General features: G+C 74.4%; 25 protein-coding genes. 14 read left to right on the top strand and 11 right to left on the bottom strand.

Features of this window, described 5'->3' with window-relative positions:
• The first annotated feature begins 95 nt into the window (after positions 1-95).
• Both ABT095_RS22155 and ABT095_RS22150 read left to right on the top strand, forming a co-directional pair.
• Entirely contained in the window at positions 96-1,286 is a 1,191-nt protein-coding gene (locus tag ABT095_RS22155) for a hypothetical protein (protein ID WP_350531191.1), read from the top strand.
• The gene (locus ABT095_RS22150) at positions 1,283-2,002 is read left to right on the top strand and encodes a hypothetical protein (RefSeq protein ID WP_350531190.1); all 720 of its coding nucleotides are present in this window, start codon (positions 1,283-1,285) and stop codon (positions 2,000-2,002) included. Before ABT095_RS22155 ends, ABT095_RS22150 begins: the two co-directional genes overlap by 4 nt.
• Here ABT095_RS22150 and ABT095_RS22145 read toward each other — a convergent pair.
• The 4 genes from ABT095_RS22145 to ABT095_RS22130 form a co-directional block, all read right to left on the bottom strand.
• Positions 1,999-4,320, bottom strand: a complete 2,322-nt coding sequence (locus tag ABT095_RS22145; protein WP_350531189.1) for a protein kinase domain-containing protein — start codon at positions 4,318-4,320, stop codon at positions 1,999-2,001. The two genes, ABT095_RS22150 and ABT095_RS22145, sit on opposite strands and share 4 nt — an antisense overlap.
• A gap of 150 nt (positions 4,321-4,470) precedes the next feature.
• Complete coding sequence (locus tag ABT095_RS22140) at positions 4,471-5,058, bottom strand: hypothetical protein (protein ID WP_350531188.1); 588 nt, start codon at positions 5,056-5,058, stop codon at positions 4,471-4,473.
• A gap of 38 nt (positions 5,059-5,096) precedes the next feature.
• The gene (locus tag ABT095_RS22135; RefSeq protein ID WP_350531187.1) at positions 5,097-5,615 is read right to left on the bottom strand and encodes a SigE family RNA polymerase sigma factor; all 519 of its coding nucleotides are present in this window, start codon (positions 5,613-5,615) and stop codon (positions 5,097-5,099) included.
• 74 nt (positions 5,616-5,689) lie between these two features.
• On the bottom strand, positions 5,690-6,631 hold the full coding sequence (locus ABT095_RS22130) for a LysR family transcriptional regulator (RefSeq protein ID WP_350531186.1): 942 nt from the start codon (positions 6,629-6,631) through the stop codon (positions 5,690-5,692).
• Between the two features lie 72 nt (positions 6,632-6,703).
• Here ABT095_RS22130 and ABT095_RS22125 point away from each other — a divergent pair, with 72 nt between their 5' ends.
• From ABT095_RS22125 to ABT095_RS22115, 3 genes are all read left to right on the top strand, one after another.
• Positions 6,704-7,594, top strand: coding sequence for a dihydrodipicolinate synthase family protein (locus ABT095_RS22125; protein WP_350531185.1), 891 nt, complete (start codon positions 6,704-6,706; stop codon positions 7,592-7,594).
• 56 nt (positions 7,595-7,650) lie between these two features.
• Positions 7,651-8,679, top strand: coding sequence for an aspartate-semialdehyde dehydrogenase (locus ABT095_RS22120; RefSeq protein ID WP_350531184.1), 1,029 nt, complete (start codon positions 7,651-7,653; stop codon positions 8,677-8,679).
• A gap of 90 nt (positions 8,680-8,769) precedes the next feature.
• Positions 8,770-9,678, top strand: coding sequence for a phytanoyl-CoA dioxygenase family protein (locus ABT095_RS22115; protein WP_350531183.1), 909 nt, complete (start codon positions 8,770-8,772; stop codon positions 9,676-9,678).
• On the opposite strand, the gene ABT095_RS22110 is transcribed toward ABT095_RS22115, so the two are convergent.
• Positions 9,662-10,945, bottom strand: a complete 1,284-nt coding sequence (locus ABT095_RS22110; RefSeq protein WP_350531182.1) for an acyltransferase family protein — start codon at positions 10,943-10,945, stop codon at positions 9,662-9,664. The two genes, ABT095_RS22115 and ABT095_RS22110, sit on opposite strands and share 17 nt — an antisense overlap.
• A 223-nt stretch (positions 10,946-11,168) precedes the next feature.
• Between ABT095_RS22110 and ABT095_RS22105 the strand changes: the two genes are divergently transcribed.
• The 3 genes from ABT095_RS22105 to ABT095_RS22095 all read left to right on the top strand — a co-directional run bounded on the left by ABT095_RS22105 (position 11,169) and on the right by ABT095_RS22095 (position 13,454).
• Complete coding sequence (locus tag ABT095_RS22105; RefSeq protein WP_350531181.1) at positions 11,169-11,384, top strand: DUF397 domain-containing protein; 216 nt, start codon at positions 11,169-11,171, stop codon at positions 11,382-11,384.
• A 20-nt stretch (positions 11,385-11,404) separates the two neighbouring features.
• Positions 11,405-12,658, top strand: coding sequence for a glycosyltransferase 87 family protein (locus tag ABT095_RS22100; protein ID WP_350531180.1), 1,254 nt, complete (start codon positions 11,405-11,407; stop codon positions 12,656-12,658).
• A 76-nt stretch (positions 12,659-12,734) separates the two neighbouring features.
• Positions 12,735-13,454, top strand: a complete 720-nt coding sequence (locus ABT095_RS22095) for a class I SAM-dependent methyltransferase (RefSeq protein WP_350531179.1) — start codon at positions 12,735-12,737, stop codon at positions 13,452-13,454.
• Between the two features lies 1 nt (position 13,455).
• Here ABT095_RS22095 and ABT095_RS22090 read toward each other — a convergent pair whose 3' ends face one another.
• From ABT095_RS22090 to ABT095_RS22075, 4 genes are all read right to left on the bottom strand, one after another.
• Entirely contained in the window at positions 13,456-14,040 is a 585-nt protein-coding gene (locus tag ABT095_RS22090; protein WP_350531178.1) for an Imm21 family immunity protein, read from the bottom strand.
• Positions 14,041-14,073: 33 nt separating this feature from the next.
• On the bottom strand, positions 14,074-14,661 hold the full coding sequence (locus ABT095_RS22085) for a GNAT family N-acetyltransferase (RefSeq protein ID WP_350531177.1): 588 nt from the start codon (positions 14,659-14,661) through the stop codon (positions 14,074-14,076).
• A 56-nt stretch (positions 14,662-14,717) separates the two neighbouring features.
• Positions 14,718-15,302, bottom strand: a complete 585-nt coding sequence (locus ABT095_RS22080; RefSeq protein ID WP_350531176.1) for a hypothetical protein — start codon at positions 15,300-15,302, stop codon at positions 14,718-14,720.
• 152 nt (positions 15,303-15,454) lie between these two features.
• Positions 15,455-16,036: an RBBP9/YdeN family alpha/beta hydrolase gene (locus ABT095_RS22075; protein ID WP_350531175.1), complete on the bottom strand. Its 582-nt coding sequence runs from the start codon at positions 16,034-16,036 to the stop codon at positions 15,455-15,457.
• 75 nt (positions 16,037-16,111) lie between these two features.
• Between ABT095_RS22075 and ABT095_RS22070 the strand changes: the two genes are divergently transcribed.
• Positions 16,112-16,753: a TetR/AcrR family transcriptional regulator gene (locus tag ABT095_RS22070; protein ID WP_350531174.1), complete on the top strand. Its 642-nt coding sequence runs from the start codon at positions 16,112-16,114 to the stop codon at positions 16,751-16,753.
• On the opposite strand, the gene ABT095_RS22065 is transcribed toward ABT095_RS22070, so the two are convergent.
• Positions 16,730-17,485: a calcium-binding protein gene (locus tag ABT095_RS22065; protein ID WP_350531173.1), complete on the bottom strand. Its 756-nt coding sequence runs from the start codon at positions 17,483-17,485 to the stop codon at positions 16,730-16,732. The genes ABT095_RS22070 and ABT095_RS22065 overlap by 24 nt on opposite strands.
• Before the next feature lie 189 nt (positions 17,486-17,674).
• Here ABT095_RS22065 and ABT095_RS22060 point away from each other — a divergent pair, with 189 nt between their 5' ends.
• The 5 genes from ABT095_RS22060 to ABT095_RS22040 all read left to right on the top strand — a co-directional run bounded on the left by ABT095_RS22060 (position 17,675) and on the right by ABT095_RS22040 (position 22,366).
• Entirely contained in the window at positions 17,675-18,994 is a 1,320-nt protein-coding gene (locus tag ABT095_RS22060; RefSeq protein ID WP_350531172.1) for an NYN domain-containing protein, read from the top strand.
• 48 nt (positions 18,995-19,042) lie between these two features.
• A complete protein-coding gene (locus ABT095_RS22055) occupies positions 19,043-20,056 on the top strand; it encodes an ABC transporter ATP-binding protein (protein ID WP_350531171.1) in 1,014 nt (337 codons plus the stop codon).
• A 229-nt stretch (positions 20,057-20,285) separates the two neighbouring features.
• Positions 20,286-21,086 carry an ABC transporter permease gene (locus ABT095_RS22050; protein ID WP_350531170.1) on the top strand — a complete coding sequence of 267 codons (801 nt, stop codon included), beginning with the start codon at positions 20,286-20,288 and terminating at the stop codon, positions 21,084-21,086.
• A 47-nt stretch (positions 21,087-21,133) separates the two neighbouring features.
• Positions 21,134-21,850, top strand: coding sequence for a hypothetical protein (locus ABT095_RS22045; protein ID WP_350531169.1), 717 nt, complete (start codon positions 21,134-21,136; stop codon positions 21,848-21,850).
• 9 nt (positions 21,851-21,859) lie between these two features.
• A complete protein-coding gene (locus tag ABT095_RS22040) occupies positions 21,860-22,366 on the top strand; it encodes a GNAT family N-acetyltransferase (protein ID WP_350531168.1) in 507 nt (168 codons plus the stop codon).
• Between the two features lie 45 nt (positions 22,367-22,411).
• Here the strand turns inward: ABT095_RS22040 and ABT095_RS22035 are convergent, their stop codons facing one another.
• Positions 22,412-22,930, bottom strand: a complete 519-nt coding sequence (locus ABT095_RS22035; RefSeq protein ID WP_350531167.1) for an SMI1/KNR4 family protein — start codon at positions 22,928-22,930, stop codon at positions 22,412-22,414.
• Positions 22,931-23,166 lie beyond the last annotated feature (236 nt).

Below are 23,166 nucleotides of genomic sequence, written 5' to 3'. Positions count from 1 at the left end.
CGACGAGATGGGACGAGTGCCTCTGTCGGGGCGCGGCGCGATCCAGGATCGTGGTTGCCAGGAGACCCCTCGGGTGACGGAGTGGGGTGGTCCGGATGAGCGGCCGGACGGCGGTGGTGAGAGCACTGTTCATGCTGGTGCTCGGCCTGGTGGTCGCGGTGGCGTACACCGTCCTCGCCCCGGCGGCGCACGCCTTCACCCTGAGCCTGAGCCTGGATCCCACGCACGGCCCGGCGGGCACGGAGGTGACGGCCACCGGAGACCAGTTCGGCAGCTGCACCGAATCCGCGCTCACCTGGCAGCCCGGCGGGGCACTGATCACCACCGTGCAGCCGCAAGGAGACGGCACCTTCAGGACATCTCTCCAAATCCCTGCGGACGCACCGGCCGGGCCGATCACCATCAGGGCCGGCTGCACCTACACGAAGCTCGCCGCCGCGGCCGTGGTGCCGGTGTCGTACGACTACATCGAGGCCACCTTCACCGTCGACGACTGCGGCTGTGGCAGCGGCGGTGGCGGTAGTGGCGTCGTGCAGCCTCCCGTCCTGCATCTCGACCCGGCCGGCGGGCCGGTGGGGACGGCCGTGACGGCGACGGGCACGGGGTTCGTCTGCTCCACCTACGGGAACGGCGACGTGTCCTTCGACGGGGCTTCGGTGGGCGATATCCACCCTGACCCCTACGGAGCGTTCACGTCGACCTTCCCCGTGCCGGCCAACGCCACGGCCGGGAGCCATACGGTGCGCGCGGAGTGCACCGGGCAGCCGACGGTCGGCGACACCTCGACCTTCACGGTGCCGGCCACGAGCGGGGGCGACCAGGGCAGTGGTGGCGGCCAGGGCGGCGGTGGGGGCGGTACGGACCACAACTCCGGTGGCGGTGGTTCGGGCGGCGGCGGCAGCGGCGGTGGCGGTACGGACAACGGTGGTTCGGGCGGCGGCACAGGTGGCGGCGGTACCAGCGGTGGTGGCAGTGGCACCGGTGGCGGTGGAGGCAGCATCACCCTCGGTGGTGGCGGCCACAGCGGCGGTGGCTCCTCGCAGCCCGTCGCCGTGGAGGTCGGATCGGCCGCCGGTGGTGGGCTGCTGCTGGCGCTGGCGGTCGGGCTGCTGCTGCTCCGGCCACGGCGGTGGGCCCGGGCTCACGTCCATGTGGTGCCCCGGCCGGACCGGCCCGGGCGGGTGGGCCTGGCCGAGGCGGAGGACGGACGCGAGCCGCACGGTCTCACGGTGCGCCTGCAGGCCCGGCGGGATGCCGGTAGGCGGAGCATCGAGGAGGAGCCATGACCACCGCCCCACTGCCGGACTTCGTGGTCGACACCCGTGAGCTGCTCTACGGCGCGGCCCGGATGGATGCCGCGGAAGCCATCGGCCGAGCGCTCCGCGACAGCGGTACGGTCGGCGAGCTGACCCGTGGGGCCCGGAGGCTCTCCGGGGCGGTCGGCCGGTCGGTGGAGCGCGAGCTGGCCACGGCCGTCGACGGCTTCCTCGGCGAGGACCTGCTGGACCTCGCGGCGAGCGGCTGGCAGTACGCCTCGAAGCTGCGCGCAGCCGCCCACCTCACCCGGCAGGACCCGGGCCGCACCGAGCTGGTGCCGATGCTGACGCACAAGATCACCTCCACTCAGCAGCCCAAGGTCGACCTCTACGTGGACGACATCCGGCTGGGCACGCTGGAGGTCGGGCTCACCGTGGTCTTCGACGTCGAGGGGCTGCTGGCCGTGGTGCGGGGCGGCGCGCTGGTGGGCGCCGAGTGCGCGCGGTGCACCACCACCGGCACGCTCACGGTCGAGCAGATCACCCTGGCCCAGCGCCGGGCCGCCTTCGACGTCCCCGGCCGGGTGCGCCTGCGCCGGGCACTCCCGCTGATTCCGGCGCAGGCGGGCCCGGCAGGGCAGGCGGGCCAGGCGGGCCGGCCGGAGGCGGAGACCGCGGTGCAGATGTCGGCGGACCAGCCGACCGTGATCACCCGGGTGCCGCCTCCGCCGCCGCGCTCCCGCTAGACCGCCGGGAGGGCGTAGGCGTGTGCGCCCTGGGCGGCGATCAGGACCTTGCCGTCGGTGGCCAGCTGCCAGTCGACGGTGTCGGTGAGGCCGGTGTCGAAGGTCCAGATCACCTTGCGGGCCTTGGTGTCGACGGCGTGCACGCCCTTGTTCGGGGTGGCCACGAAGAGGGTGGTGCCGACCATGACGGGGGAGACGGCCATGCTGGCCTCGTCCGGCAGCTCCAGGTGCCAGAGCTCGGTGCCGTTGGCCGCGTTCCAGGCGTACAGCACCGGATTGGTGGCCGGCGCGTACGTCATGCTCGGGAGGGTGAAGGACTGGCCGCCGAGGTAGCTGTAGACGACGCCGTCGGCCACGGCCGGCGGGCTGTACCAGTACTTGCTGCCCGCCGGGGCGGTCTTGATCCAGCTCTGCCTGCCGTTCGCGATGTCCACGGCCTGGATGCCGCTGCCCGCCGCCGAGCAGTAGACCCGCTGCCCGTCCGCCACCGGCTGGTAGTACGCGCCCCGGTTGTCGGTGTCGGCGTACCAGAGCTGGGCGCCGTCCCTGGTGGAGCGGGCGACCAGGTTCTTCTGCGAGTCGGTGTAGAGGAGGGTCCCGGCGGAGAGCAGGGAGTTCACGTAGTTGTCGGCCTTGGCCTTGCGGCGCTGGCTCCAGACCAGCTTCCCGTTCTTGCGGTCCAGCGCCATGATGCCGGGGGTCGGGGTGGCGCCCGTCTCGGTCAGGCCGTAGGAGTCCACCGCCATGAACGAGCAGGTCGCGTAGACGTTGTGGTCGTCGATGGCGAGCACCTTGTCCGGGGCGATCTGCTCCTTGGAGTTCGCCGGGGTGTTCGGTTCGAACTTCCACAGCACCGAGCCGCTCGCGACGTCGGCCCCCACCAGGGCGGCGATCCCGCTGTAGGCGGCCAGTCCGGACGCGGCGCCGAGGTAGCCGGCGACGGCGTCCGGCTTGCTGTAGCGCACCGTGCCGTCGGAGAGCTGGAGGGCGGTCAGCCCGTCGCCGCCGAGCAGGACCAGATCACCGACGCAGACCGGCATGGCGGAGCCGAGGCCGCGGCTGGAGCTGAGCGTCTGCGACCAGATCGGCTGCGGGGCCACCCCGGGGGTGCGGGGGCGGGGGCTGCCCGTCCCGGTGGGCTTGGCGGTCGGGGGTACGGGGGAGGGGCCGGCGCCCTTCGGCTTGCCGGACACGGCCCAGGCGTAGGCCGCGCCCGCGGCCGCCAGCCCGAGTGCGCCGCCGCCGATCAGCAGCCCCCGTCGCGAGGGCCCGGGGCGGGCGGGTGCCTCGACGGGAGCGGCAGCCGGGGCGGCCGCGGCTCCCAGCTTCATCGTCCCGGCGGCGGGGGAGCCGGTGGCCGTGGGCGGGTGCGCGGTGGCGCCGAGGCGGGGGTCGGGGGCGGCGCTGCCGCGGGCCGGGGTCTCCATGTCCATCACCTGGGCGGCGTGGGTGGCGATCTCGGCGGAGAGTTCGGCCGGGAGCCAGGCGGCGCGGGCCAGCTGCTGCCCGGCGCCGAGCAGGGCGGCGAGCTCGCCGGGGGTGGGCCGGTCGGCCGGCACCTTGGCGAGGCAGGCGGTGACGGCCGGGCGCAGGCTCTCGGGCAGGCCGTCCAGCCGGGGCGCGTCGTGCAGGACGCGGTAGAGCAGGGCCGCCGCCGAGTCCGACTCGGCGCTGAACGGCCCCTGGCCGGTCGCCGCGTACACCAGCACGGCGCCCAGCGCGAAGACGTCCCCCGGCGGCCCGACCGGCGCCGCGCCGCTGACCTGTTCGGGGCTCATGAAGCCGGGCGAGCCGACCACCAGGCCGGTGCTGGTCAGCCGGGCCCCCTCCAGCGCCCGGGCGATGCCGAAATCGATCACCCGGGGGCCGTCCGAGGCCAGCAGCACGTTGGAGGGCTTGAGGTCCCGGTGCACGATCCCGGCCGCGTGGATCGCGGTGAGCGCCTCGGCCAGCCCGGTGCCCAGCGCCCGGACGGACTCGGCGGGCAGCGGGCCGTGCGCGGCGACCGCGTCGGTGAGCGAGGGCCCGAGCACGTACGCGGTGGCCAGCCAGGGCGTGGCCCCGTCGCGGTCGGCGTCCACCACGGGCGCGGTGTACGCCCCGCTGACGGCCTGGGCGGCGGCCACCTCGCGGCGGAACCGGTCGCGGAACTCCTGGTCCTCGGCGAGCTCGGCCCGGACGACCTTCACCGCGACGGTCCGGCCCCCGGCCGAACGCGCCAGGTAGACCCGGCCCATGCCCCCGGCCCCGAGTCTGCCGAGCAGCCGGTACGGGCCGACGTGCTCGGGGTCGGTGGGCTCCAACGGCTGAACAGGCATGACAGAACTCCCCCGTGACGGTGCGGCGCACCTCTGGGGGCGCCGGCTGACCGGGCGATCGTACGGGGCGGCGCAGCCTCGGCGCACCGCCCCGCGTACCGCCCCGCGTGCGGGGCGGGTGCACAGGGTCGGTGCAGCCGGTGCACGGGCTCAGTGCACGGGCCAGCTCACCGACCAGCGCGGGCTGGCCGCCACCTGCTGCCAGAGCGGCAGGGCGCCCTCGGCCGGGCGGACCGTCAGCTCCACCTCGCTGCCGTCCGGGTGGTGCGCCCGGACCCGGACTCCGTCCGCCAGCCGCTCGGAGGTCTCGGTGGTGCCGTCGCCCAGCCTGGTGCGGGTGCAGTCCGTGCAGCCGGGGCCGGGGGCGAGGTCCACGGTGAGGGTGACCGGCGAGCGGCCGTCGTCGTAGCGGACCGTCAGACCGTGCGTCTCGGGCGGGGTGACCACCTCGCGCAGGCTCGCGCCGCTGGGCAGCAGGTCGGCCAGGGTGCCGAGCACGTTCTCCCCGACCACGTCGGCCGCGGCCGGGGCGGCGGGGGCGCGGTGCAGGTCGATCGCCGCACCGGTCCACACCACGGCGGCGGTGGCCAGCGTCGCGCCGGCCAGCTGGGCCGCGCGGCGGCGGCTGCGGCGGCGGCGCCCCTGGCGGCCGGCCTCGGCGACGATCACCGCGACGGGGACGGGCAGTTCGCGCACGCTGTCGCCGAGCAGCGCGCCGATGCGGTCTTCAAGCTCCACGGCCGTGGCTCCTGTCGGTCGGTGCGGGGTGGGTGCGGTCAGTCATGGAAGAGCAGCTCCCGGTCCTCGCCGAGGATCTCCCGGAGCTTGCCGAGCGAGCGGTTGCTGAGGCTCTTCACCGCGCTGACGCTGCACCCCAGGATCTCGGCGGTGGCCTCGGTGCTGTGGTCCTCCAGGTAGCGGAGCACCACCACGGCCCGGTTGCGGGGCGGGAGTTCGCGCAGCGCGGCGATCAGGGTGAGCCGCAGGTCGGGCGAGGTGCCGCCCGCCGCCGCGCTCCGCGCGTAGTCGCCCGGCTCGGCGACCACCAGCTCGGTCTCCCGGCGCAGCCGGCGCTGCGAGAGGTACGTGCGCAGCAGCACCTTGCGGGCGTAGGCGTGCAGGGTCGGCTCGTCCTCGCCCTGGCGCAGCCGCCCCCAGACCGCGTACATCTTGGCGAGCGCCGTCTGCACCAAGTCCTGCGCCCGGTGCCAGTCCCCGCACATCAGGTACGCGACGTGGAACAGCCGCCGCGTAGCGTCGGCCGCGAACTCCTCGAAGTCCCGCGCCTCGTCCATCCCCTGAACCCCCGTCTGATCTGCGGCGACGCTCTCGCCCCGGATCTGAACACGCCTTGACCGATCGTTAGGTGTCACACCGATTCGGATCTGTCCGGCGGGAGCCCGGGCCTGTCCGGTCGGAGCCCGGGTCCGTCCGGCCGGAGCTCGGGTGGGAGGGCCGAGCGCAGGGCCGTGGTGAAGGCGAGTACGGCGGGGTGGGCGCGGGCTCCGCTGCGGTAGGCGGTGCCGGTGCGGCGGGCCATGGGGAGGCGGGTGAGCCGCACGTTCGGGGGCGGGTCGGCGGTGCCGAGCTGGGGGACGAGGGCGACGCCCTGGCCGGCGGCGACCAGGGCGAGCACGGTGGCGAAGTCGTCGATCTGGTGGCGCACGCGCGGGGTGAAGCCGGCGGCCTGGCAGGCCCGGACGGCCATCGAGTGGCAGAGGGTGCCCGGCGGGGCGGTGATCCAGGGCGAGTCCCGGTGCCCGGCGACGGTCCGGGGGCCGTCCAGGGCGGCCAGGTACATCGCCTCGGTGAAGACGGCTTCCCCGGCCAGGCCCGGCTCGGCGCCGCGCGGCACGAAGTCGTACTCGTGCACCAGCGCCACGTCCAGCTCCCCGGCCCGCAGCGCCGCCGCGACGGCCGCCGGGTCGACCTCGGTGACCATCGGTTCGAGCCCCGGGTGGGCGCGGGCCAGGGCGAGCAGGGTGGCCGGGATGATCGCGCGGGCGGCGGAGGGGTAGGTGCCGATCCGCAGCGGCCCGGTCAGCCCCTGCCGGGCCCCGGCGAGTTCGGCCCCGGCCTGCTCCAGCCGCTCCAGCACCGCCTCGGCGTGGCGCACCAGGTTCTGCCCGGCGGGGGTGAGCACCACCCGGCGGCCGGTGCGCTCGAGCAGCGGCACCCCGGCCTCGCGCTCCAGTACGGAGAGCTGCTGGGAGACGGCGGAGGCGCTGAAGGAGAGCGCCTCGGCGACGGCGGCGATGGTGCCCCGGTGGGCGAGTTCGCGCAGCAGCCGCAGGCGGCGGACATCGAGCATAAGCCCAGCTTACGAGAGACCTCGGAAAGAGGAACTGGACCTGCACGGTGCGGAGCCGTCAGGCTCGTCGGCATGGAACTCCGTGGTGTCTACGTACCCCTGATCACGCCCTTCGCCGAGGGCTCCCTCGACTTCGGCGCGGCCGAGCTCAAGGCGCTCGAGGCGCTCGCCCACTCCGTCCTGGACGAGGGTGCGGCCGGTCTGGTCGCCCTCGGCACCACCGCCGAGGTGGCCACCCTGGACCAGTCCGAGCGGGCCGCCGTGGTCGAGCTGGTCTCCCGGGTCTGCCGCGAGCGCGGCGCCACCTTCGTGGTCGGCGCGGGCACCGCCGACACCCGGGCCTCGGCCCGGGCGCTCGCCGGGCTGACCGGCGCGGACGCCGCCCTGGTCACCGTGCCGTCGTTCAGCCGCCCGGGCGAGCGCGGGGTGGTGGCGCACTTCGACCAGCTGGCCGCCGCGAGCGCCGTCCCGCTGATCGTCTACAACATCCCGTACCGCACCGGGCAGACCATCGGCGCCGGCGCCCTGCGCGAGCTGGCCGCCCTGCCGGGCGTCATCGGCGTCAAGCACGCCGTGGGCGGGGTCGACCAGGCGACCGTCGACCTGCTCGGCGACACCCCCGAGGGCTTCGCGGTGCTCGCGGGCGACGACCCGTTCTTCCCGGCGCTGCTCGCGCTCGGCGCCCCCGGCGGCATCCTGGCCGCCGCCCACCTGGCCACCGGCCGGTTCGTGGAGCTGACCGAGGCCTGGGCCGCCGGTGACGTGGCCCGGGCGCGCGCCCTCGGCCACCGCCTCTCCGCCTTCGCCGCGGCGGCCTTCGCCGAGCCCAACCCCACCGTCGTCAAGGGCCTGCTGCACGCCCAGGGGCGGCTGCCCAGCGCGGCCGTGCGCCTGCCGCTGCTGCCCGCGGGCCGGGCGTCCGTCGCCCACGCCTTGGAACGGCTCGACGCACTCGACGCGTGAACAGGCATGATGGGCTGCGTGCGGCCCCAGATCACGTACCAAGAGGAGAAGCACTGATGAAGATCGGCATCGTTGGAGCGACCGGGCAGGTCGGCGGCGTGGTGCGCACCATCCTGGCCGAGCGCAAGTTCCCGGTGACCCAGCTGCGCCTGTTCGCCTCGGCCCGTTCGGCCGGGCGCACGCTGCCCTGGCAGGACGGCGAGATCACCATCGAGGACGCCGCCACGGCCGACTACACGGGCCTGGACATCGTGATCTTCTCCGCCGGCGGCTCGACCTCCAAGGCGCTGGCCCCCAAGGTCGCGGCGGCCGGTGCCGTCGTGATCGACAACTCCTCCGCCTGGCGGCGTGACCCCGAGGTGCCGCTGGTGGTCTCCGAGGTCAACCCGCACGCGATCGCGGACCGCCCCAAGGGCATCATCGCCAACCCGAACTGCACCACCATGGCCGCCATGCCGGTGCTGCGCCCCCTGCACGAGGAGGCCGGCCTGATCGCGCTGGTCGCCACCACCTACCAGGCCGTCTCCGGCTCGGGCCTGGCGGGCGTCGCCGAGCTGCACGGCCAGGTGTCCAAGGTGGTCGAGCAGGCCGACCGGCTCACCTTCGACGGCGAGGCCGTCGAGTACCCCGAGCCCGGCGTCTACAAGCGGCCCATCGCCTTCAACGTCATCCCGCTCGCGGGCAACCTGGTGGACGACGGCTCGGCCGAGACGGACGAGGAGCAGAAGCTGCGCCACGAGAGCCGGAAGATCCTCGAGATCCCCGAGCTCAAGGTCTCCGGCACCTGCGTGCGCGTGCCCGTCTTCAGCGGCCACTCGCTCCAGGTCAACGCCCGCTTCGCGCGCCCGATCAGCCCCGAGCACGCCTACGAGCTGCTCGCCGACGCCCCGGGCGTCGAGCTCTCCGAGATCCCCACCCCGCTCCAGGCGGCGGGCAAGGACCCGTCGTACGTCGGCCGGATCCGGGTCGACGAGACGGTCGAGCACGGCCTCGCTCTCTTCCTCTCCAACGACAACCTCCGCAAGGGTGCCGCGCTCAACGCCGTCCAGATCGCCGAGCTCGTCGCGGCCGAACTGACCGCCTGATCCGGTCGGTTGACCACCGGCCCGCCGAACTTCCTTCGGCGGGCCGTTAATTCGCGTGCGCCCGGCCGGGGAGTGGTGGACCCTGGCGGGATGATTCCTGACGATGCGCGGGCGGCCTTACGCGAGCACGGCTACGCGATCCTGCCCGGATTCCTGTCGGCCGCCGATCTCGCCCCTGCGGTGGGGGAGTTGGGGCTGCTCTTCCCCTCGCCCGACGGGTACCACGACCGGACCGACCCGCGCTGGGAGCGGTTCCAGGGCGACGAGTTCGCCGGGATTGACGAATTCCCCTTCGCCGGGGTGGAGTTGAGCCTGCTGGCGGTGCACGAGCGGTTGGTGGGGCTGGCGGCCGAGCTGCTGGAGGAGCCGGACCTGCGGATCTACGGGGCCGAGGCCTGGGCGAAGTACACCGGCGCCGCCGACTACGACCAGGAGCTGCACCGCGACTATCTCGCCCACAGCCTGCTGGCGCCCACCGAGGACATGGCCCGTCAGCAGCTCGAGCTCTTCGTCTACCTGGTGGACGTGCCCGAGGACCTGGGCCCGCTCAGCGTCGTCCCCCGCCGCCACACCCGCCACCTGCCGGCCAAGCCCAACTGGTACCCCCTCAGAGGCGGTTACGGCGACCAGGCCGGATTCGTCGCCCCCGAGGGCAGCCCCGACCTGTACGCCGCCGAGATCCCGGCCACCGGCCCGGCCGGCACCGTCGTGGCCTACCACCCCGGCACCTTCCACCGCGGCACGACCCTGCGGGCCCCCCGCGGCGCCCGCTACACCCTGCAGCTCCTCTACCGCCCCGCCGCCGCCGAGTGGGCCCAACGCCGCGGCTGGGCCCAGATCAGCCACGAGCCCGCCTGGTACCGCTTCGTGGACCGCGCCACCCCCGGCCAGCTCGCCCTCTTCGGCTTCCCCCCACCCGGCCACCCGTACTGGACCCCGGAAGCCCTCACCGCCACCGCCCAGCGCTACCCGAACCTCGACCTCACCCCGTGGCGCTGAGCTCCTGGCGTCTTTCGGCTGCTGCCAGGGTGAGGGTGGTGCCGAGGGTCAGCAGGGCGGTGGGGGTGGTGGGGAAGTGGCCCTGGTAGGCGAAGCCGTGGGTGGCGAAGGTGGCGAGGCTCTGGACGACTGCGGCGAGGCCGAGGGCGAAGAGGGGTGGGTTGCGGACGGGGGCGTCGGGGCGAAGGGCCGTGGCGAGGCGGGTCAGGGCGCGGTCGAGCGGTGCGAGGGCGGCGAGCAGGGCGAGGAGCAGGAGGGTGAGGACGGCCAGCCAGGGCAGGCGCAGGGCCCACCAGGCGGGTGAGCCGACGCCGGGTTCGGGGGCGAGGCCGGGCAGGTAGAGCGCTGCGGCCACGGCCAGCACCGGGAGCATGTGCCAGAGGTAGACGGCCATCGAGGCCCGCCCGAGCGGCCGGACCACCCGCCAGAGGGCCGGTCGCGCCACCAGCCGCCGCCCCGCCGGGGCCAGGGCGACGCACAGCCCGCACTGGGCCACCACCCAGGCCAGCATCGCCACCGAGGGCGGATCGGTGTTGGACACCGTCTCGTCGGACACCAGGATCAGACTCACCGGGAACGGCCCGTACGCCACCAGCAGCGCGAACGCGGCGCCCCCGCCGGCGGCCAGCCCCCACGGCAGCAGCCGGTGCCGCGTCAGCAGCCCGTCCGCCCAGCAGAACCCCAGCTGGTACGCCACAGCCCAGACCAGCACGTAGTTGACGGACCCGAGCACGGGCGGGTGGGCGCCGAGCACGACCAGGTCGACCACCACCGCCAGCAGGCCGAGCACGGCCGGCACGGCGAGGCCGAAGCGGCGGTGGGCCGCGTGCAGCAGCGGCGTCAGCGCGGTGACCAGCAGGTACACCGGCAGGAACCAGAACTGCATGGCCAGCGCCCAGCCGACCATCGCCAGGATTCCGCGATCGACCCCGATCACCGTGCAGGCCCCGACCGCCGCCAGAGCCAGCCCGGCGTAGACGGCGGTCGGCAGCAGCAGCCGGACCGTCCGCTGCCGCAGCCACGGCAGGGCCCGGCCGTCGGCCCTGGCCCAGGAGGCGGAGGCGGTGGCCCCGCCGGCCAGGAAGAACAGCGGCATGATCTGGAACACCAGCGTCAGCCACTGGGTCCACGGGACGGTGACCAGCAACTCCGGTGCGGCGAGGGCGCCGTCGACGTGGGTCAGCGCGGTGATCAGCCAGTGGCCGAGGACGACGCAGCTGATGGCCAGCGCGCGCAGGAGGTCGAGGTAGCGGTCACGAGTGCTCACAGCCTCTGATTCTCAGGAGAGTTGAGCCGGGCCGGACAGCACGGACGGATCTCGATCGCGTACCACCTGGACGCTACCGGAGGCCCCGCTCTTCGCGGGATGGGTGGTGCCGGGGGTACAGCGATCCGGCGGCGGTCCCGTGACCAGGATCGGCTACGGGCTGACGTGCTCACCACGCGGAAGTCGGTGGCCTTGCTCGCCCGAGCGATGGAAGGACACAGCGGTGCAGAACCTCGATCTTGGCGCGGCGAACTGGCGCAGGAGCAGCTTCAGCGACTCCAACGTGGGCGACTGCGTCGAGGTGGCCGCCGGATTCCCCGGTCTCGTCCCCGTGCGTGACTCCAAGGATCCCGAAGGGCCGGTCCTCCTCTTCCCCGCCGCTGCGTGGGCTGCCTTCGTGACCGGGATCAAGGTGGGGGAGTTCCGTCCGGGCGGCTGACGGGCTGAGAGACTGGTCGGATGCGCTCCTTCCTGTCTCGACCGACCGTTGCCGTGGTGCTGCTCTGGACCGTGAGCCGGGTGGTGCTGGTGGCCGGGGCGCTGAAGGTGGGGCCGTTCGCCACGCCGGATCCGTTGGACTACTCGGTCTCGCACGTCTACCACCACTGGTACGACGTACTGACCGGTGGGCAGTTCCCGGTGGGGGACGACTCCTGGCAGTACCCGCCGGGGGCCGCCGCCGTGATCCTGGCGCCCGGGCTGCTGCCTTTCGTCGGGTACGACCGGGCCTTCGTGCTGCTCTGTGCCCTGTGCGACGCGGCCGTGCTGGCGGGGCTGGTCCGGGCCGGGCGACGGCCCGGGGCAGCCGGGACGGCCGCCGCCTGGCTGTGGACGCTCGCCCTGCCGCTGCTCTGGACCGTGCCGTGGACCCGGCTGGACATCGTGGTGGCGGCCCTGGCCGTGGCCGCGCTGCTCGCTGCGGGGCGCCGGACCAGGGGCGGGGACCTCGCCTTCGGCGGATTGGTCGCGCTCGGCGCCCTGGTGAAGGTCTGGCCGGTGCTGCTGCTGACCGGCACCCGGTCTCGCCGGGCCGCAGTGGCGGCGCTCGTGACCGGTGCGACGGCGGGCCTGGCGGCGCTGCTCCGCTGGCCGGGCGCGTTCGACTTCCTGACGGCGCAGCGCGAGCGCGGCATCCAGTTCGAGTCGCTCGGGGCGCTGCCGTTCCACCTGGCGCGACACCTCGGCTGGTCCGGGCGGCTGGCCGTGCACTACGGGTCGACGGAGTTCCTCGGCCCGTACGTCGGGGTGGTGGCGCTGCTCAGCGAGCTCGCCACAGTGGCCGCGCTCGGCTGGCTGGTGTGGTGGCGGCTGCGCTCGGACGTCGGCCCCGCCTGGGTGCTGCCGGACGCCGCGCTGACGGCCGTGCTGCTCTTCACCGTGACCAGCAGGGTGCTGAGCCCGCAGTACCTGGTCTGGCTGGTGGCCCTGGCGGCCGTCTGCCTGCTGCATCCGGGCACCTCCCAGCGGCCGGTGGCCTATCTGCTGCTCGCCGCCTGCCCGTTGACGATGCTGGTCTTCCCGTTCCTCGGCCGGGCGCTGGTCGACGGCTCGCCGACCGCCGCGACCGCCCTCGCCGCGCGGGATCTCCTGCTCCTGGCGGCGGCCCTGCTCTCGGCCCGCCGCCTGCGCCGCGCCACCGCCGCCCGGCAGCCGGCCCCTTCGGCCGGCAGCGCCGAACCGCCGCGCCGGAGCGCCGGAGCCGGGCGCGGCTAGCAGGGGACTCCCCAAGGTGACGGAGAGTCAACGGAATTCGGTGGCTGCTCCCGCGCTCCGGTCGCATACTGCCGGGATGTACTCCGATGCTGACGCCGCCGCGCTGTACGACCTGCTCAACCCCTGGGGGCCGAGCGACGACCTGTACCTGAGCTTCGTGCTCGACGCCCCGTCCGTGCTCGACGTCGGCTGCGGCACCGGCGTGTTGCTGCACCGCGCACGCGAGGCCGGCCACACCGGCCGGCTGTGCGGGCTGGACCCGGACGCCGCCGCGCTCGAGCGGGCCCGCCGCCGGAGCGACATCGAGTGGGTGGAGGGCACGGCAGCCGAAGCCGGCCCGAAGGCGGAGTTCGAGCTGGCCGTGATGGCCAGCAACGTCTTCCAGGTGTTCGTCACCGACGAGCAGGTGCGTACCTCGCTGGCCGGTGTCCGCGCCGCCCTGGCTGCGGGTGGCCGGCTGGTGTTCGGCACCCGCCACCCGCAGGCCCGCGCGTGGGAGGAGTGGAACCCGGCGGACTCCTTCGACGTGGTCGACCACACCGGCCGGCCGCTGCGCATGATCTACCACGTCGAGTCCGTCGAAGGCGGCGTGGTCACCTTCACCGAGACCACCGCCACCCGCGAGGACGAGCCGCTGCGCAGCGACCGGGCGAGCCTGCGCTTCCTCGGCCCCGACGGCATCGAGGCCTTCCTGGCCGAGGCCGGCTTCGAGGTCGAGCAGTACTACGGCGACTGGGCCCGGGGCCCGCTCACCGACGCCAGCAAGGTCATCGTGGTGGTCGCCCGAGCGGTGTGACCTACGCGAGCTCCGGGAGGAGCCGGACCACACCGACGGAGGTGGACCCATCGGCATACCGGTGGAGCGCCTGGACCCGCCAGCGCCCGGCCGGGACGGGGACCGGGGCCTCCTCCGGCCGGCCGTGGCCGCCCGGGAACGGGATGCCGAGGTGACCGCCGGCCATGGCGGAGTCCAGCAGGACCGCGGGGCCGTCGGTCTCCCAGACCCCGCACTCCTCCCAGGGAGCGGCCGGATCCTCCAGCACGGCCTCGGCAGCCGCGAGCAGGCCGGTGTCGGAGTCGGCGGCCAGCCACCGGACGAACGCCCGCCGCTCCGACAGGTAGCAGGTGGTGGAGGGCATGTCGCCGAGCACCAGGGCTGAGACCGAAAGGCCGGGCAGGCCGACCACCCCGGCGTACTCCTCGACCGCGCAGGCCCGGTCGTAGTCGTCCGGACCGCCCGTGCCGCCGAGGATCTCGCCGTCCTCGGTGCAGCCACCCCACCGGGCCAGCGCCGAGACCGGGACGACGACCAGTGGCCCGCCCATGGATTCGACCCACGCGAGGCCGAGCCCCCGGCGGGCGGTGTGCTGCGTATCGCTCATGGCCGCAGTGTGACCCTGACCTGTGACATGCGGTCAGCCGGGGTGGCTCGCGACGATCCGGGCGAAGCGTTCGGGGTCGCGCAGGCCCACGCAGTCGTGGGCCCAGAAGGCGTCGGAGTAGACGAAGGTGCCGGTCATCCAGGGCTCGTACGCGGTCAGCCGCGCGACCTGGAAGGCCGGCGGCGGGATGCGCAGCGAGGGGGAGCGGAAGCCGCAGCGGTCGGCGCGTTCGAAGCCGCGCGCGCCGTAGTAGGCGGGGGAGCCCTCCAGGAAGACCAGCGGAGCGCCGCCCGTCTCGGCCGCTGCCAGGGCGGCGGCCAGCAACCGGGTGCCCAGGCCCCGGCGTTGGTGGCCGGGGTGGACGCCGAGCGGGGAGAGGCTGAGGACGTCGACCAGGCGGGGCTCGGCGTCCAGCCGGCAGGCGCTGAGCATGACGTGGCCGACGACCTCGCCGCCGTGGGTGGCGACCAGGGAGATCGGCGCGAGCGCGGCCGGTGCGGCGCGCAGCGCCTCGACCAGGCCGGGCACCCGCTCGGCGTGACCGAAGGCGAGTGCCTGGACGCGGCGTACGGCCGGGTGGTCCTCGGGCTGTTCGGGTCTGATCGTGTAGGCGGAGGTCATGGGCGGCAGGGTAGGGAGCCAGGGCGCGCGCGGGCGAGCGGATTTCCCCGGGGGCCTCAGCGCCTGCCGCGCCGCCGCCTGGCCGCCGACGTGGCAGGCGGTGTGGCCGCCGAGGCGGCCTCCGAGGCCGAGACGAGGACCAGGAAGCTGCTGAGCTCGAGGAACGGCACGGGGGCGGCGCTGAAGATCCGGAGCTCGGCCTTCACCGCCTTGTGGTAGCCGGCCTCGGTGAGGTCCACCCGCACTTCGTGCTGCGGGTCGGCGGACTTGTCCAGGTAGGTGTAGTAGTAGCCCGAGGAGTCGGTCTGCGCGTCCTGGGCCGGGCCGGCGCCGGTGGCGAAACCGAGGGCGGCCAGGCCCAGGACGAGCGGGTAGCCGATCTTCAGGGCGGTCGGCAGCGCGAGGACGTACTGCAGGAACAAGACGGAATTGCCCCGGCGCATGAGCCGCGCGGGCCCCGAGCTCCGGAACATCGCGACGGTGAAGACCGGGAACACCGCCACCAACACCCCGAAGACGAGCCATTTCGACGGGGCGAAGTCACCGGGCAGCCAGGTCGAGGCCATGTCCAGCAGGGCGAGCCCGCCCAGCGCCACCGCCAGCCCGAAGTGCCACCGGTGACTGCCGCGTAGTTCCCCCATGCTGCTTCCCCCCCCCGAAGCCCCGAGGTGATGCCCACGAGGTGTTGCCCCCGCAGGATGCGTCGGCACAGTTGATCACCCGCAACCCCGGCGCCGCTACGGGTGGGGCCGGACCAACCGGTCCGCCGCCCCCGCCCGCTGCCTCCCGGTGGTCAGGCGGCCAGCAGCTCGGTGACCAGCCGGACGGCCTCGGGGACCTCCACGTGGTCGTCCGGCGCGGCGCCGAAGTGCCCGCCGGTGGCGGTCAGGACGGCGGTCGCGCCCAGGCCCCGGACCAGGAGGCCGACGTGCTCGGCGGGGTCGGGCTGGTTGACCGGGTCGTCCATGGCCTGCAGCACGCGGAACTCCCGGGCCGAGCGCCGGATCCGGGCCCAGTCGAACTCGCCCGCGAAGAACTCGGCCAGCAGGTCGTAGCCCACCTCGTGCGCCGAGGTGGCGACCAGCAGCACGCCGGCGAACACGCCGTCGCGCTCCGGGTCGTGCTGCTCCAGGAAGCGCAGCACGTTGACCCCGCCGATGCTGTGGCCGACCAGCACGGTGCCCTCGGCCGGCCCTGCGGCCAGCGCGGCCTCGCCGTAGGTCTTGACCCACGGCACCAGCTGCGGCACCTCGGGCTCCGGCAGGCGGGGGACGGTGACCCGGTGGCCCGCCGCCGCGAGCCGCTCGGCCAGGTACGGGAACCAGACGCTGTCGTCGCTCGCGCCCAGGCCGTGCGACACCACGATTTCGCTCATGACCGATCCACTCCCCTGAATCAAAACGATCCGTCGCGTTTCGATTGAAGGTAGCACGCTGCTACCGTGTCGTGGGTGCCAACCGGAGAATCCCCCCACCGCCGGACCGGCGGCCGCATCCGCAGCGAGGACGCCCGCGCCGCCGTCCTGACCGCCGCCGTCGAGCTGGTCGAGGAGCTCGGCTACCCGGCCGTCACCGTCGAGAAGGTCGCCGCCCGGGCCGAGGTCGCCAAGAGCACCATCTACCGCTGGTGGAAGTCCAAGGCGCCCTTGGTGATGGACGCCTACCGAACGGTGGTCGAACAGCGGATGCCGGCGCCCGACACCGGCTCGGCGGCGGGAGACCTGACGGCCTTCGCCACCGCCCTGTACGGCGTGTCGGCCCACCCGCTGCGGGCCCGCACCCTGCGCGGCCTGATGGCCGAGGCCCAGCTCGACCCGGACTTCGCCGAGCTGTTCCGCGCCTGGGTGGAGAGCCGGCGCGCCGTCGTGCTCGACCTGCTGGCCAGGGGCGTCGCGCGCGGCGAACTCCCGCCCGGGGCCGACCTCGAAGCCGCCACCGACCGGTTCTTCGGCCTGTTCTGGTACCGCCTGCTGGTCGGCCACCGGCCGCTCGATCCCGCCGAGGCGGCCGCGCACACCGCCCAGCTGCTGGCCGGCCTGTCGGGGAGTCAGCCGACGTCCGTCGGGGTGTCAGCCGACGGGGAGCTCGGGTGACACCGCGTCACCCGTCCACTTGTCGCCCGGCGAGTACCACTGGTAGTCGCCCGGTCCGGTGACGGTGGTCTTCGCTCGGACCACGCCGGAGAGGTCGGAAGCGGCGGTGGCCACCGTGGTCCACAAGGTGCCGCCGCGCGGGCGGAACTGCAGGTAGGCGGTGCCGTCGGCATAGCCGTGGTAGCGGTTGTCGGAGTAGAAGGCGCGGGCCAGCCAGCCCTCCACCGCCAGCTCCTGGCCGACCGCCGCCCCGCGCGGCACGCCCGAGCCGGTCATCCGGGCCGCGCGCTTGATCGAGAAGCCGCCGGCCGTCTGGTTCAGGTACCGGTCGCCGTCCTTGGCCCGGACCTTGAGATCCACGAACCAGGTGCCGACCTCGTCGTTGAAGATGTCCTTCTTCACCGGGTCGACCGTCACCGTGCCCCGGCAGACCGAGGTGGTCGCCGACCGCGCGTCGCAGCTCATCGGGCTCACCTTGAGCACCCCGTACGTGGGACCCCAGACGCCGATCGGGTCGATCCCCGCGATCCCCGAGTCGTCGCTGGCCGTCACCACCACCGGGAAGGTCACCCGCTCGGCCGGGCCGAGCAGGACCGTCCGCCCGTCGTTGACGGTGACGGCGTCCACCACCGTGTCACCGCGCGAGGTCTCGGTCGCCACCGTGGGCACGAGCAGGACCGCGCTCGCCGCCGCCGCGAGGGCGACGCCCAGCACCACCGCTCTCTTGCGCATGTTCCCTCTACCGGTCCCGACCTTCCCGAGCTCTCGCACCGTACCAGTCGCGCCCCCGCGCCCCGGTTCACCACCGGGCGCGCGGGGTAGAGGAGTGCCCAATGGCCGTGCAGCCGACCTGTCGCACCCGCAGCGCACGCGGGCGCGCGGCGCCGGCGACGGGGTCGGCCGGAGGGAAGAGGAACGCCCGTGGACCGCTGCGTCGTCCTGGTGGATGCCGGATACCTGTTGGGGGCCTCGGCCAGCCTGCTCGCGGGGGAAGCCTCCCGGTCGCGGGTGACGGTCGACCACACCGCCCTGATCGCTGCCCTGCGCGAGCGCGCCGAGGAGGAGACCGGGCTGCCGCTGCTGCGGATCTACTGGTTCGACGCCGCCCCCGACCGCCGCCCGCTGCCCGAGCACCGCCGCCTGCGGGTGCTGCCCCGGGTCACCGTCCGGCTCGGCGCACTCACCCGGGCCGAGGGGCGGCGGGTGCAGAAGGGCGTGGACGCCGCGATGCACGCCGAGCTCTCCGAGCTGGCCCGCAACCGGGCCTGCGCCGACGTGGTGCTGATCACCGGGGACGGTGACCTGCTGCCCGGCATGATGTCGGCCAAGGAGCACGGCGTGGTGGTGCACCTGTGGGCGCTGCAGGCCGCCGACGGCGACTTCAACCAGTCGGAGGACCTGGTCGGCGAGGCGGACGAGCGGCGGGTGCTCGACCGGGAGTGGATCGAGCGGGCCGTCCGGCTGCGCGAGCTGCCCACGCCCTGCCCGCCGCCGCCCGGCAACCGGATCGGGCTCGCGGACCTGTTCGCGGTCGCGGCGGCGGGGGCGGGGGCGGGCGCGGGCGCGGCTTCGGTTGAGCCGCCCGTCTTCGAACCGGCCGCCTTCGAGCCGGTCGCGGAGTACCCGCCCGGCGGGTACAGACCCGGCGAGCTCCCGAACCGGCCGTTCGCGGCGGGGGAGTACGAGCCGGGCCCCGAGTACCCCGACCCGGCCCCGGCCGCCGAGGCCACCACCCCGGCCCCGCCCGCGCTGCGCGTCGTCCCCACCCCCAGGGACCTCGCCGTCCGCAGCCTCCCCGCCCAGCCGACGCCCGCGCAGCTGCCGCCCGCGCTCGTCCTGCGTTGGTCCTCCGACCGGCCGGTCGAGCGCGGCGAAGCGCCGTCGGTGGCCGACCAGCTGCCCTCGCTGGCCCAGCTCACCAACTCCGAGCAGCGCTGGGCCGACCGCGAGGAGGACATCACCACCATCGGCGGCGACGCCCACGAAGTCGGGCTGGTCTTCGCCCGCCGCTGGTCCGACCGCCTCGCCGACCCCCACCGCCTCGCCCAGCTCTGGGCCGACTACCCCCGCATCCCGCACCGCCTCGACGGCGAGCTGCTCCGCTACGCCGCCCGCTTCGGCCTGCTGGCCCACAAGGACGACCAGATCGACGAGCACGACCGGTACGCGATCCGGGCGGGCTTCTGGAAGGAGCTGGCCACCCGCGTCCCCGGCGCCCAGCCACCGCCACCCGCCGGGTGACCGACCCCTGGTCCGGATCGTCCCGGTCAGCGCGTAAAGTCTTCGGACGTGAGCGACACCGACCGGCGGGCACCCCGGGCCCGGCCGCAAGGGGACCTCGGCGGGACCGCCTGCTGCACCGTACGAGACCTTGCCAAGACCTACCGCAGCCGTGGCGCGGCGCCCGAGGTCCGCGCCAACGACGGCATCGACCTGGACATCCGCTGCGGCGAGGTCTTCGGCCTGCTCGGCCCGAACGGCGCGGGCAAGTCCACCCTGGTGCGCCAGCTCACCGGCCTGCTGCGGCCCGACCGGGGCAGCATCGAGATCCTCGGCCACGACATCGTCCGCCACCCCGACCGCGCCGCCCGCCTGCTCGGCTACCTCGGCCAGGAGTCCACGGCCCTGGACGAGCTGACGGTGGCCCTCGCCGCCGAGACCACCGGCCGCCTGCGCGGCCTGAGCCGATCCGCTGCCCGGGCCGAGACGACCGACGTGCTCACCGAGCTGGGGCTTCTCGATCTGGCCGCCCGTCCGCTCGCCAAGCTCTCCGGCGGGCAGCGGCGGCTGGCTTGCTTCGCCGCCACGCTGGTCGGCGAGCGCCCGCTGCTGGTCCTGGACGAGCCGACCACGGGCATGGACCCGGTGGCCCGGCGGGCCGTCTGGTCGGCGGTCGACCGGCGGCGGGCCGAGCGCGGCACCACCGTGCTGCTGGTCACCCACAACGTGATCGAGGCCGAGACGGTCCTCGACCGGGTCGCGGTGGTGGACGACGGCCGGGTGATCGCCTGCGACACGCCCGGCGGCCTCAAGGCCCTGGTCGACGGCGACGTCCGGCTCGACCTGGTCTGGCGCGACGAGCCCCCCGTCCACGTCTCCGCCGTCGCCCGCCTGGCCGAGCGCGCCGAACGCACCGGCCGCCGCTGGACCGTCCGCACCACCCCCGAACAGGCCCGCGAACTCGTCGCCGCCGTCACCACCGGCCCCGCCTTCGCCGCCCTGGACGACTTCACCCTGGCCACCCCGAGCCTCGAGGACGCCTACCTCAAGCTCGGCGGACGGCACGAGGGGTTGGTCAAGTGAGACCGCGCCGTGCCGTCGCCCCCGCCCTGCCCGGTCGGTCCGCCGGTCTGTCCGCCGCTGGTCGGCCCGCTGCGGGGCGGGCCCCTGCCGGGAGCACGCACGCGGCAACTCCGCTCCACCGGACGTCCCCGGCCGGGCGGCGGGTGCACCCCCTCTCCGCACCCCCCACCGCCGCGCCCGGGCTCCGGCCGGGAGCGTCCGTCCGTCGCCGCCGGGAAGGGTGCGCCGCATGACTCTGCTCGACGCCCCGCCCGCCGCCGTGGTGGCCGCGCCGCTCGCGCCCGCCGCGCGGCTGCTGCCCGCGCTGGCCGCCGTCTACCGGGCACAGCTGGCCCGGGCCAAGGTGAGCCGGATCCCGCTGCTGTTCGTCGCCACCTTCCAGTCGCTCGGCATCCTGGTGATGATGCGCGGCGTGGTGGACCCGGGCGACAACCCGGCCGCGCACGCCGTGGTGGCCGGCTCCAGCGTGCTGGTGGTCGCCTTCGTCGCGCTCAACCTGCTGGCCCAGTACTTCGGCAAGCTGCGCGCCACCGGCGGGCTCGACCACTACGCGACGCTGCCGGTGCCGCCGGCCTCGGTGGTGCTCGGGGCCGCCGGCGCGTACGCCTCCTTCACCGTGCCGGGCGTGTTCGTCACGGCCGGGGTCGGGGCGGTCCTCTTCGGGCTGCCGCTGACCCACCTGTGGGTGCTGCTCGCCGTGATCCCGCTGGCCGGCGCGGCGCTGGCCGGGCTCGGGGCGGTCTGCGGACTGCTCGCGCCCCGGCAGGAGCTGGCCACGCTGCTCGGGCAGCTTGGCATGTCGGCGGCGCTGCTGCTCGGCGTGCTGCCGGTGAGCCACCTGCCGCTGGTGGTGCGCTGGCTGCGGGACCTGCTGCCCTCCACGTACGGGGTGGAGGCCTTCGCCCGTACCTTCACCCCGTCGCCCGACTGGGCGGCGGTCGGGGGCGATCTGGCGGTCTGCGGCGTGGTCGGACTGCTCTCGCTGGCCCTCGCCACCTGGGCCTACCGACGGGCGACCGTCCGTCCGTAGCCCGGACCGGGCCGTCCTTCGCACCGGAGTCATGAAACGATGGTCGGGTGACCGTACCGAACACACCTGCGGGTCCTGACGCCGCGCCCGACCCGCAGCCCGCCGACCCCCAGCCCACCGGCTCCGAGGGCACCGACCTCCTGGCCGCCGAGCCGGAGCCGAAGGGGCGGCAGCTGCTGCCCGAGCTGGCCATCGGGGCTGCGCTGGCGGTGGTCGGGGCGGTGCTCGGACTCGCGGTCGGGGGGCTCTGGTACTGGCTGGCGCCCCGGGTGATGCTGGTCGCCACCAACACCTCCATCCAGTACGTCGACCCCGAGGGTGAGCAGCGGGTCGGCGCCGACGGCGTCTTCACCCTGATCGGCCTGGGCGCGGGCCTGCTCACCGCCCTGGTCGCCTTCCTCCTCACCCGCCGCCGGGGCGGCGGCATCGCGGTCGCCGTCGGCCTGGCCGCCGGCGGCCTGCTCGGCTCCCTGATCGGCTGGAAGTTCGGCATCTGGCTCGGCCCCGGCAGCTCCAACGCCGCCGTCATCGCCGAGGCCCGCCGCGTCGGCGTCGGCGTGGACTTCGCCGCCGCCCTCCAACTCGGCGCCAAGGGCGCCCTCCTGGTCTGGCCGATGACCGCCATGGTCACCCTCCTCGGCCTCTCCGCCGCCTTCGGCAAGCGCGAGGAAGACCTCCCCCCGTACTGGGCCAACACCCCCCTCCTCACCCCGGTCGAGCCCCCGCAGTCGGACCAACCCCCGGCGGACGGCTCGGCGCGCTAGCCTGCGGCGGTGGAAACGACCGTCACATACCTGGAGATGACCGACCCGGGCGAGCTCCGCCCGGCCGCCGCCGTGCCCGGGCTCGGGCTGCGGCGGATCGACCGCGAGTCGCCGCTGGTGCGCAGCACCCAGGCCGGGGTCGGCGCGGCGTACGGCTGGCGCAGCGCCACCTGCACCGACGAGCAGTGGCTGGCCAAGCTCGACCAGCACCCGCTGCGGCAGTACTGGCTGATCACTTCCGAGGCCACCCCGGCCGGCGTCGCCTACCTCGAGCCGCAGCCCGGCGGTGACGTCGAGATCACCGCCTTCGGCCTCCTCCCCGCCCACCTCGGCAAGGGCCTGGGCAGCTACGCCCTCACCCTCGCCATCCAGCAGGCCTGGGCCACCGAGCCGGTTGAGGCGGACCGCGTCAGTCGCGTCTGGCTGCACACCTGCTCGGACGACCACCCGCACGCCCTGGAGAACTACCGGCGGCGGGGCCTGCGCGTCTACCGTGTCGAGACCGAGCAGGAGTGAGACCGGCGGTGGCAGTGCAAGGGTTCGCGGGCCGATGCCCAGAGCTCAGATGACCGGGGAGTTCTCCAGGGATCTCCACACTGGGCCGCTCCTGGGCCAGCCGCGCGGGACCCGCTCGCCGCTCAGTACCCCGACCATGAAGCGGGTGAAGCCACCCTCCGCGATCAGGACCGTCGGGTACTGGCGGAACGCGACCATGACCGCCCACTCCCCGCTGTCCCGGGGCAGCAGGAAGCACAGGTCGCCGTCGTAGTCGAAGGAGCCCCATCCGACCGCCGTCGCCGGGTCGAAAGGAAGCCGGTCCGAGTCGTCCCGGTACTGGTCAAGCAGGAAATCCAGGGCTTGGCGGCCATCCTTCATGCACTCCAGCAGGGGCTGCTCGCCGTGCGGATGAGAGATCGCCAGGAACTCCATGATCCGGCAGTCGCCGTACTCATCGACGAACTCCTTGAAATCGTCGGGCAGTGGGCGACCGACCCACTCCTCGATCTCCCGCCAGGCCGCGGCACCGGCGGGGAGCAGCCGCTGGGGCGGCCCCAGGAGCTCTCGAAGCGTCACATCCATGGTCGGCACCACTCAGTCAGAGACGTCGGCGAACACCGGCAACATAGCAACGCCCGCCCACCTCACTCACCCCACAAGCTGCTCCGCCGCAGCGACCGCCTCGGCAGCGTCAGCCGTTGAGAGCACGACGGTGCTCGGCTCGGGTGTGTCCAGCGACTGGTGTATCTCGTGTTGTGTGAGTTACCGGCGGCCGACGGAGAGGCGACCGTCGAAGGCGATGTCGAAGGCCTGGAGAG

Origin of the sequence: Kitasatospora sp. NPDC002227 (assembly GCF_040296285.1) — a bacterium.
In the GTDB taxonomy this organism is placed as follows: Bacteria; Actinomycetota; Actinomycetes; order Streptomycetales; family Streptomycetaceae; genus Kitasatospora.
The sequence above is the reverse complement of the archived record's forward strand: the minus strand, read 5'-3'. Positions and strand labels throughout refer to the sequence as shown.

Excerpts from the sequence above, each read along its gene's own strand:
- ABT095_RS22115 (WP_350531183.1), top strand. The coding sequence starts at position 8,770 with ATGATTCCTGACGATGCGCGGGCGGCCTTACGCGAGCACGGCTACGCG.
- ABT095_RS22050 (WP_350531170.1), top strand. The coding sequence starts at position 20,286 with ATGACTCTGCTCGACGCCCCGCCCGCCGCCGTGGTGGCCGCGCCGCTC.
- ABT095_RS22075 (WP_350531175.1), bottom strand. The coding sequence starts at position 16,036 with ATGAGCGAAATCGTGGTGTCGCACGGCCTGGGCGCGAGCGACGACAGC.
- ABT095_RS22150 (WP_350531190.1), top strand. The coding sequence starts at position 1,283 with ATGACCACCGCCCCACTGCCGGACTTCGTGGTCGACACCCGTGAGCTG.
- ABT095_RS22130 (WP_350531186.1), bottom strand. The coding sequence starts at position 6,631 with ATGCTCGATGTCCGCCGCCTGCGGCTGCTGCGCGAACTCGCCCACCGG.
- ABT095_RS22090 (WP_350531178.1), bottom strand. The coding sequence starts at position 14,040 with ATGAGCGATACGCAGCACACCGCCCGCCGGGGGCTCGGCCTCGCGTGG.
- ABT095_RS22100 (WP_350531180.1), top strand. The coding sequence starts at position 11,405 with ATGCGCTCCTTCCTGTCTCGACCGACCGTTGCCGTGGTGCTGCTCTGG.
- ABT095_RS22125 (WP_350531185.1), top strand. The coding sequence starts at position 6,704 with ATGGAACTCCGTGGTGTCTACGTACCCCTGATCACGCCCTTCGCCGAG.
- ABT095_RS22135 (WP_350531187.1), bottom strand. The coding sequence starts at position 5,615 with ATGGACGAGGCGCGGGACTTCGAGGAGTTCGCGGCCGACGCTACGCGG.
- ABT095_RS22085 (WP_350531177.1), bottom strand. The coding sequence starts at position 14,661 with ATGACCTCCGCCTACACGATCAGACCCGAACAGCCCGAGGACCACCCG.
- ABT095_RS22080 (WP_350531176.1), bottom strand. The coding sequence starts at position 15,302 with ATGGGGGAACTACGCGGCAGTCACCGGTGGCACTTCGGGCTGGCGGTG.
- ABT095_RS22155 (WP_350531191.1), top strand. The coding sequence starts at position 96 with ATGAGCGGCCGGACGGCGGTGGTGAGAGCACTGTTCATGCTGGTGCTC.
- ABT095_RS22145 (WP_350531189.1), bottom strand. The coding sequence starts at position 4,320 with ATGCCTGTTCAGCCGTTGGAGCCCACCGACCCCGAGCACGTCGGCCCG.
- ABT095_RS22065 (WP_350531173.1), bottom strand. The coding sequence starts at position 17,485 with ATGCGCAAGAGAGCGGTGGTGCTGGGCGTCGCCCTCGCGGCGGCGGCG.
- ABT095_RS22120 (WP_350531184.1), top strand. The coding sequence starts at position 7,651 with ATGAAGATCGGCATCGTTGGAGCGACCGGGCAGGTCGGCGGCGTGGTG.
- ABT095_RS22095 (WP_350531179.1), top strand. The coding sequence starts at position 12,735 with ATGTACTCCGATGCTGACGCCGCCGCGCTGTACGACCTGCTCAACCCC.
- ABT095_RS22035 (WP_350531167.1), bottom strand. The coding sequence starts at position 22,930 with ATGGATGTGACGCTTCGAGAGCTCCTGGGGCCGCCCCAGCGGCTGCTC.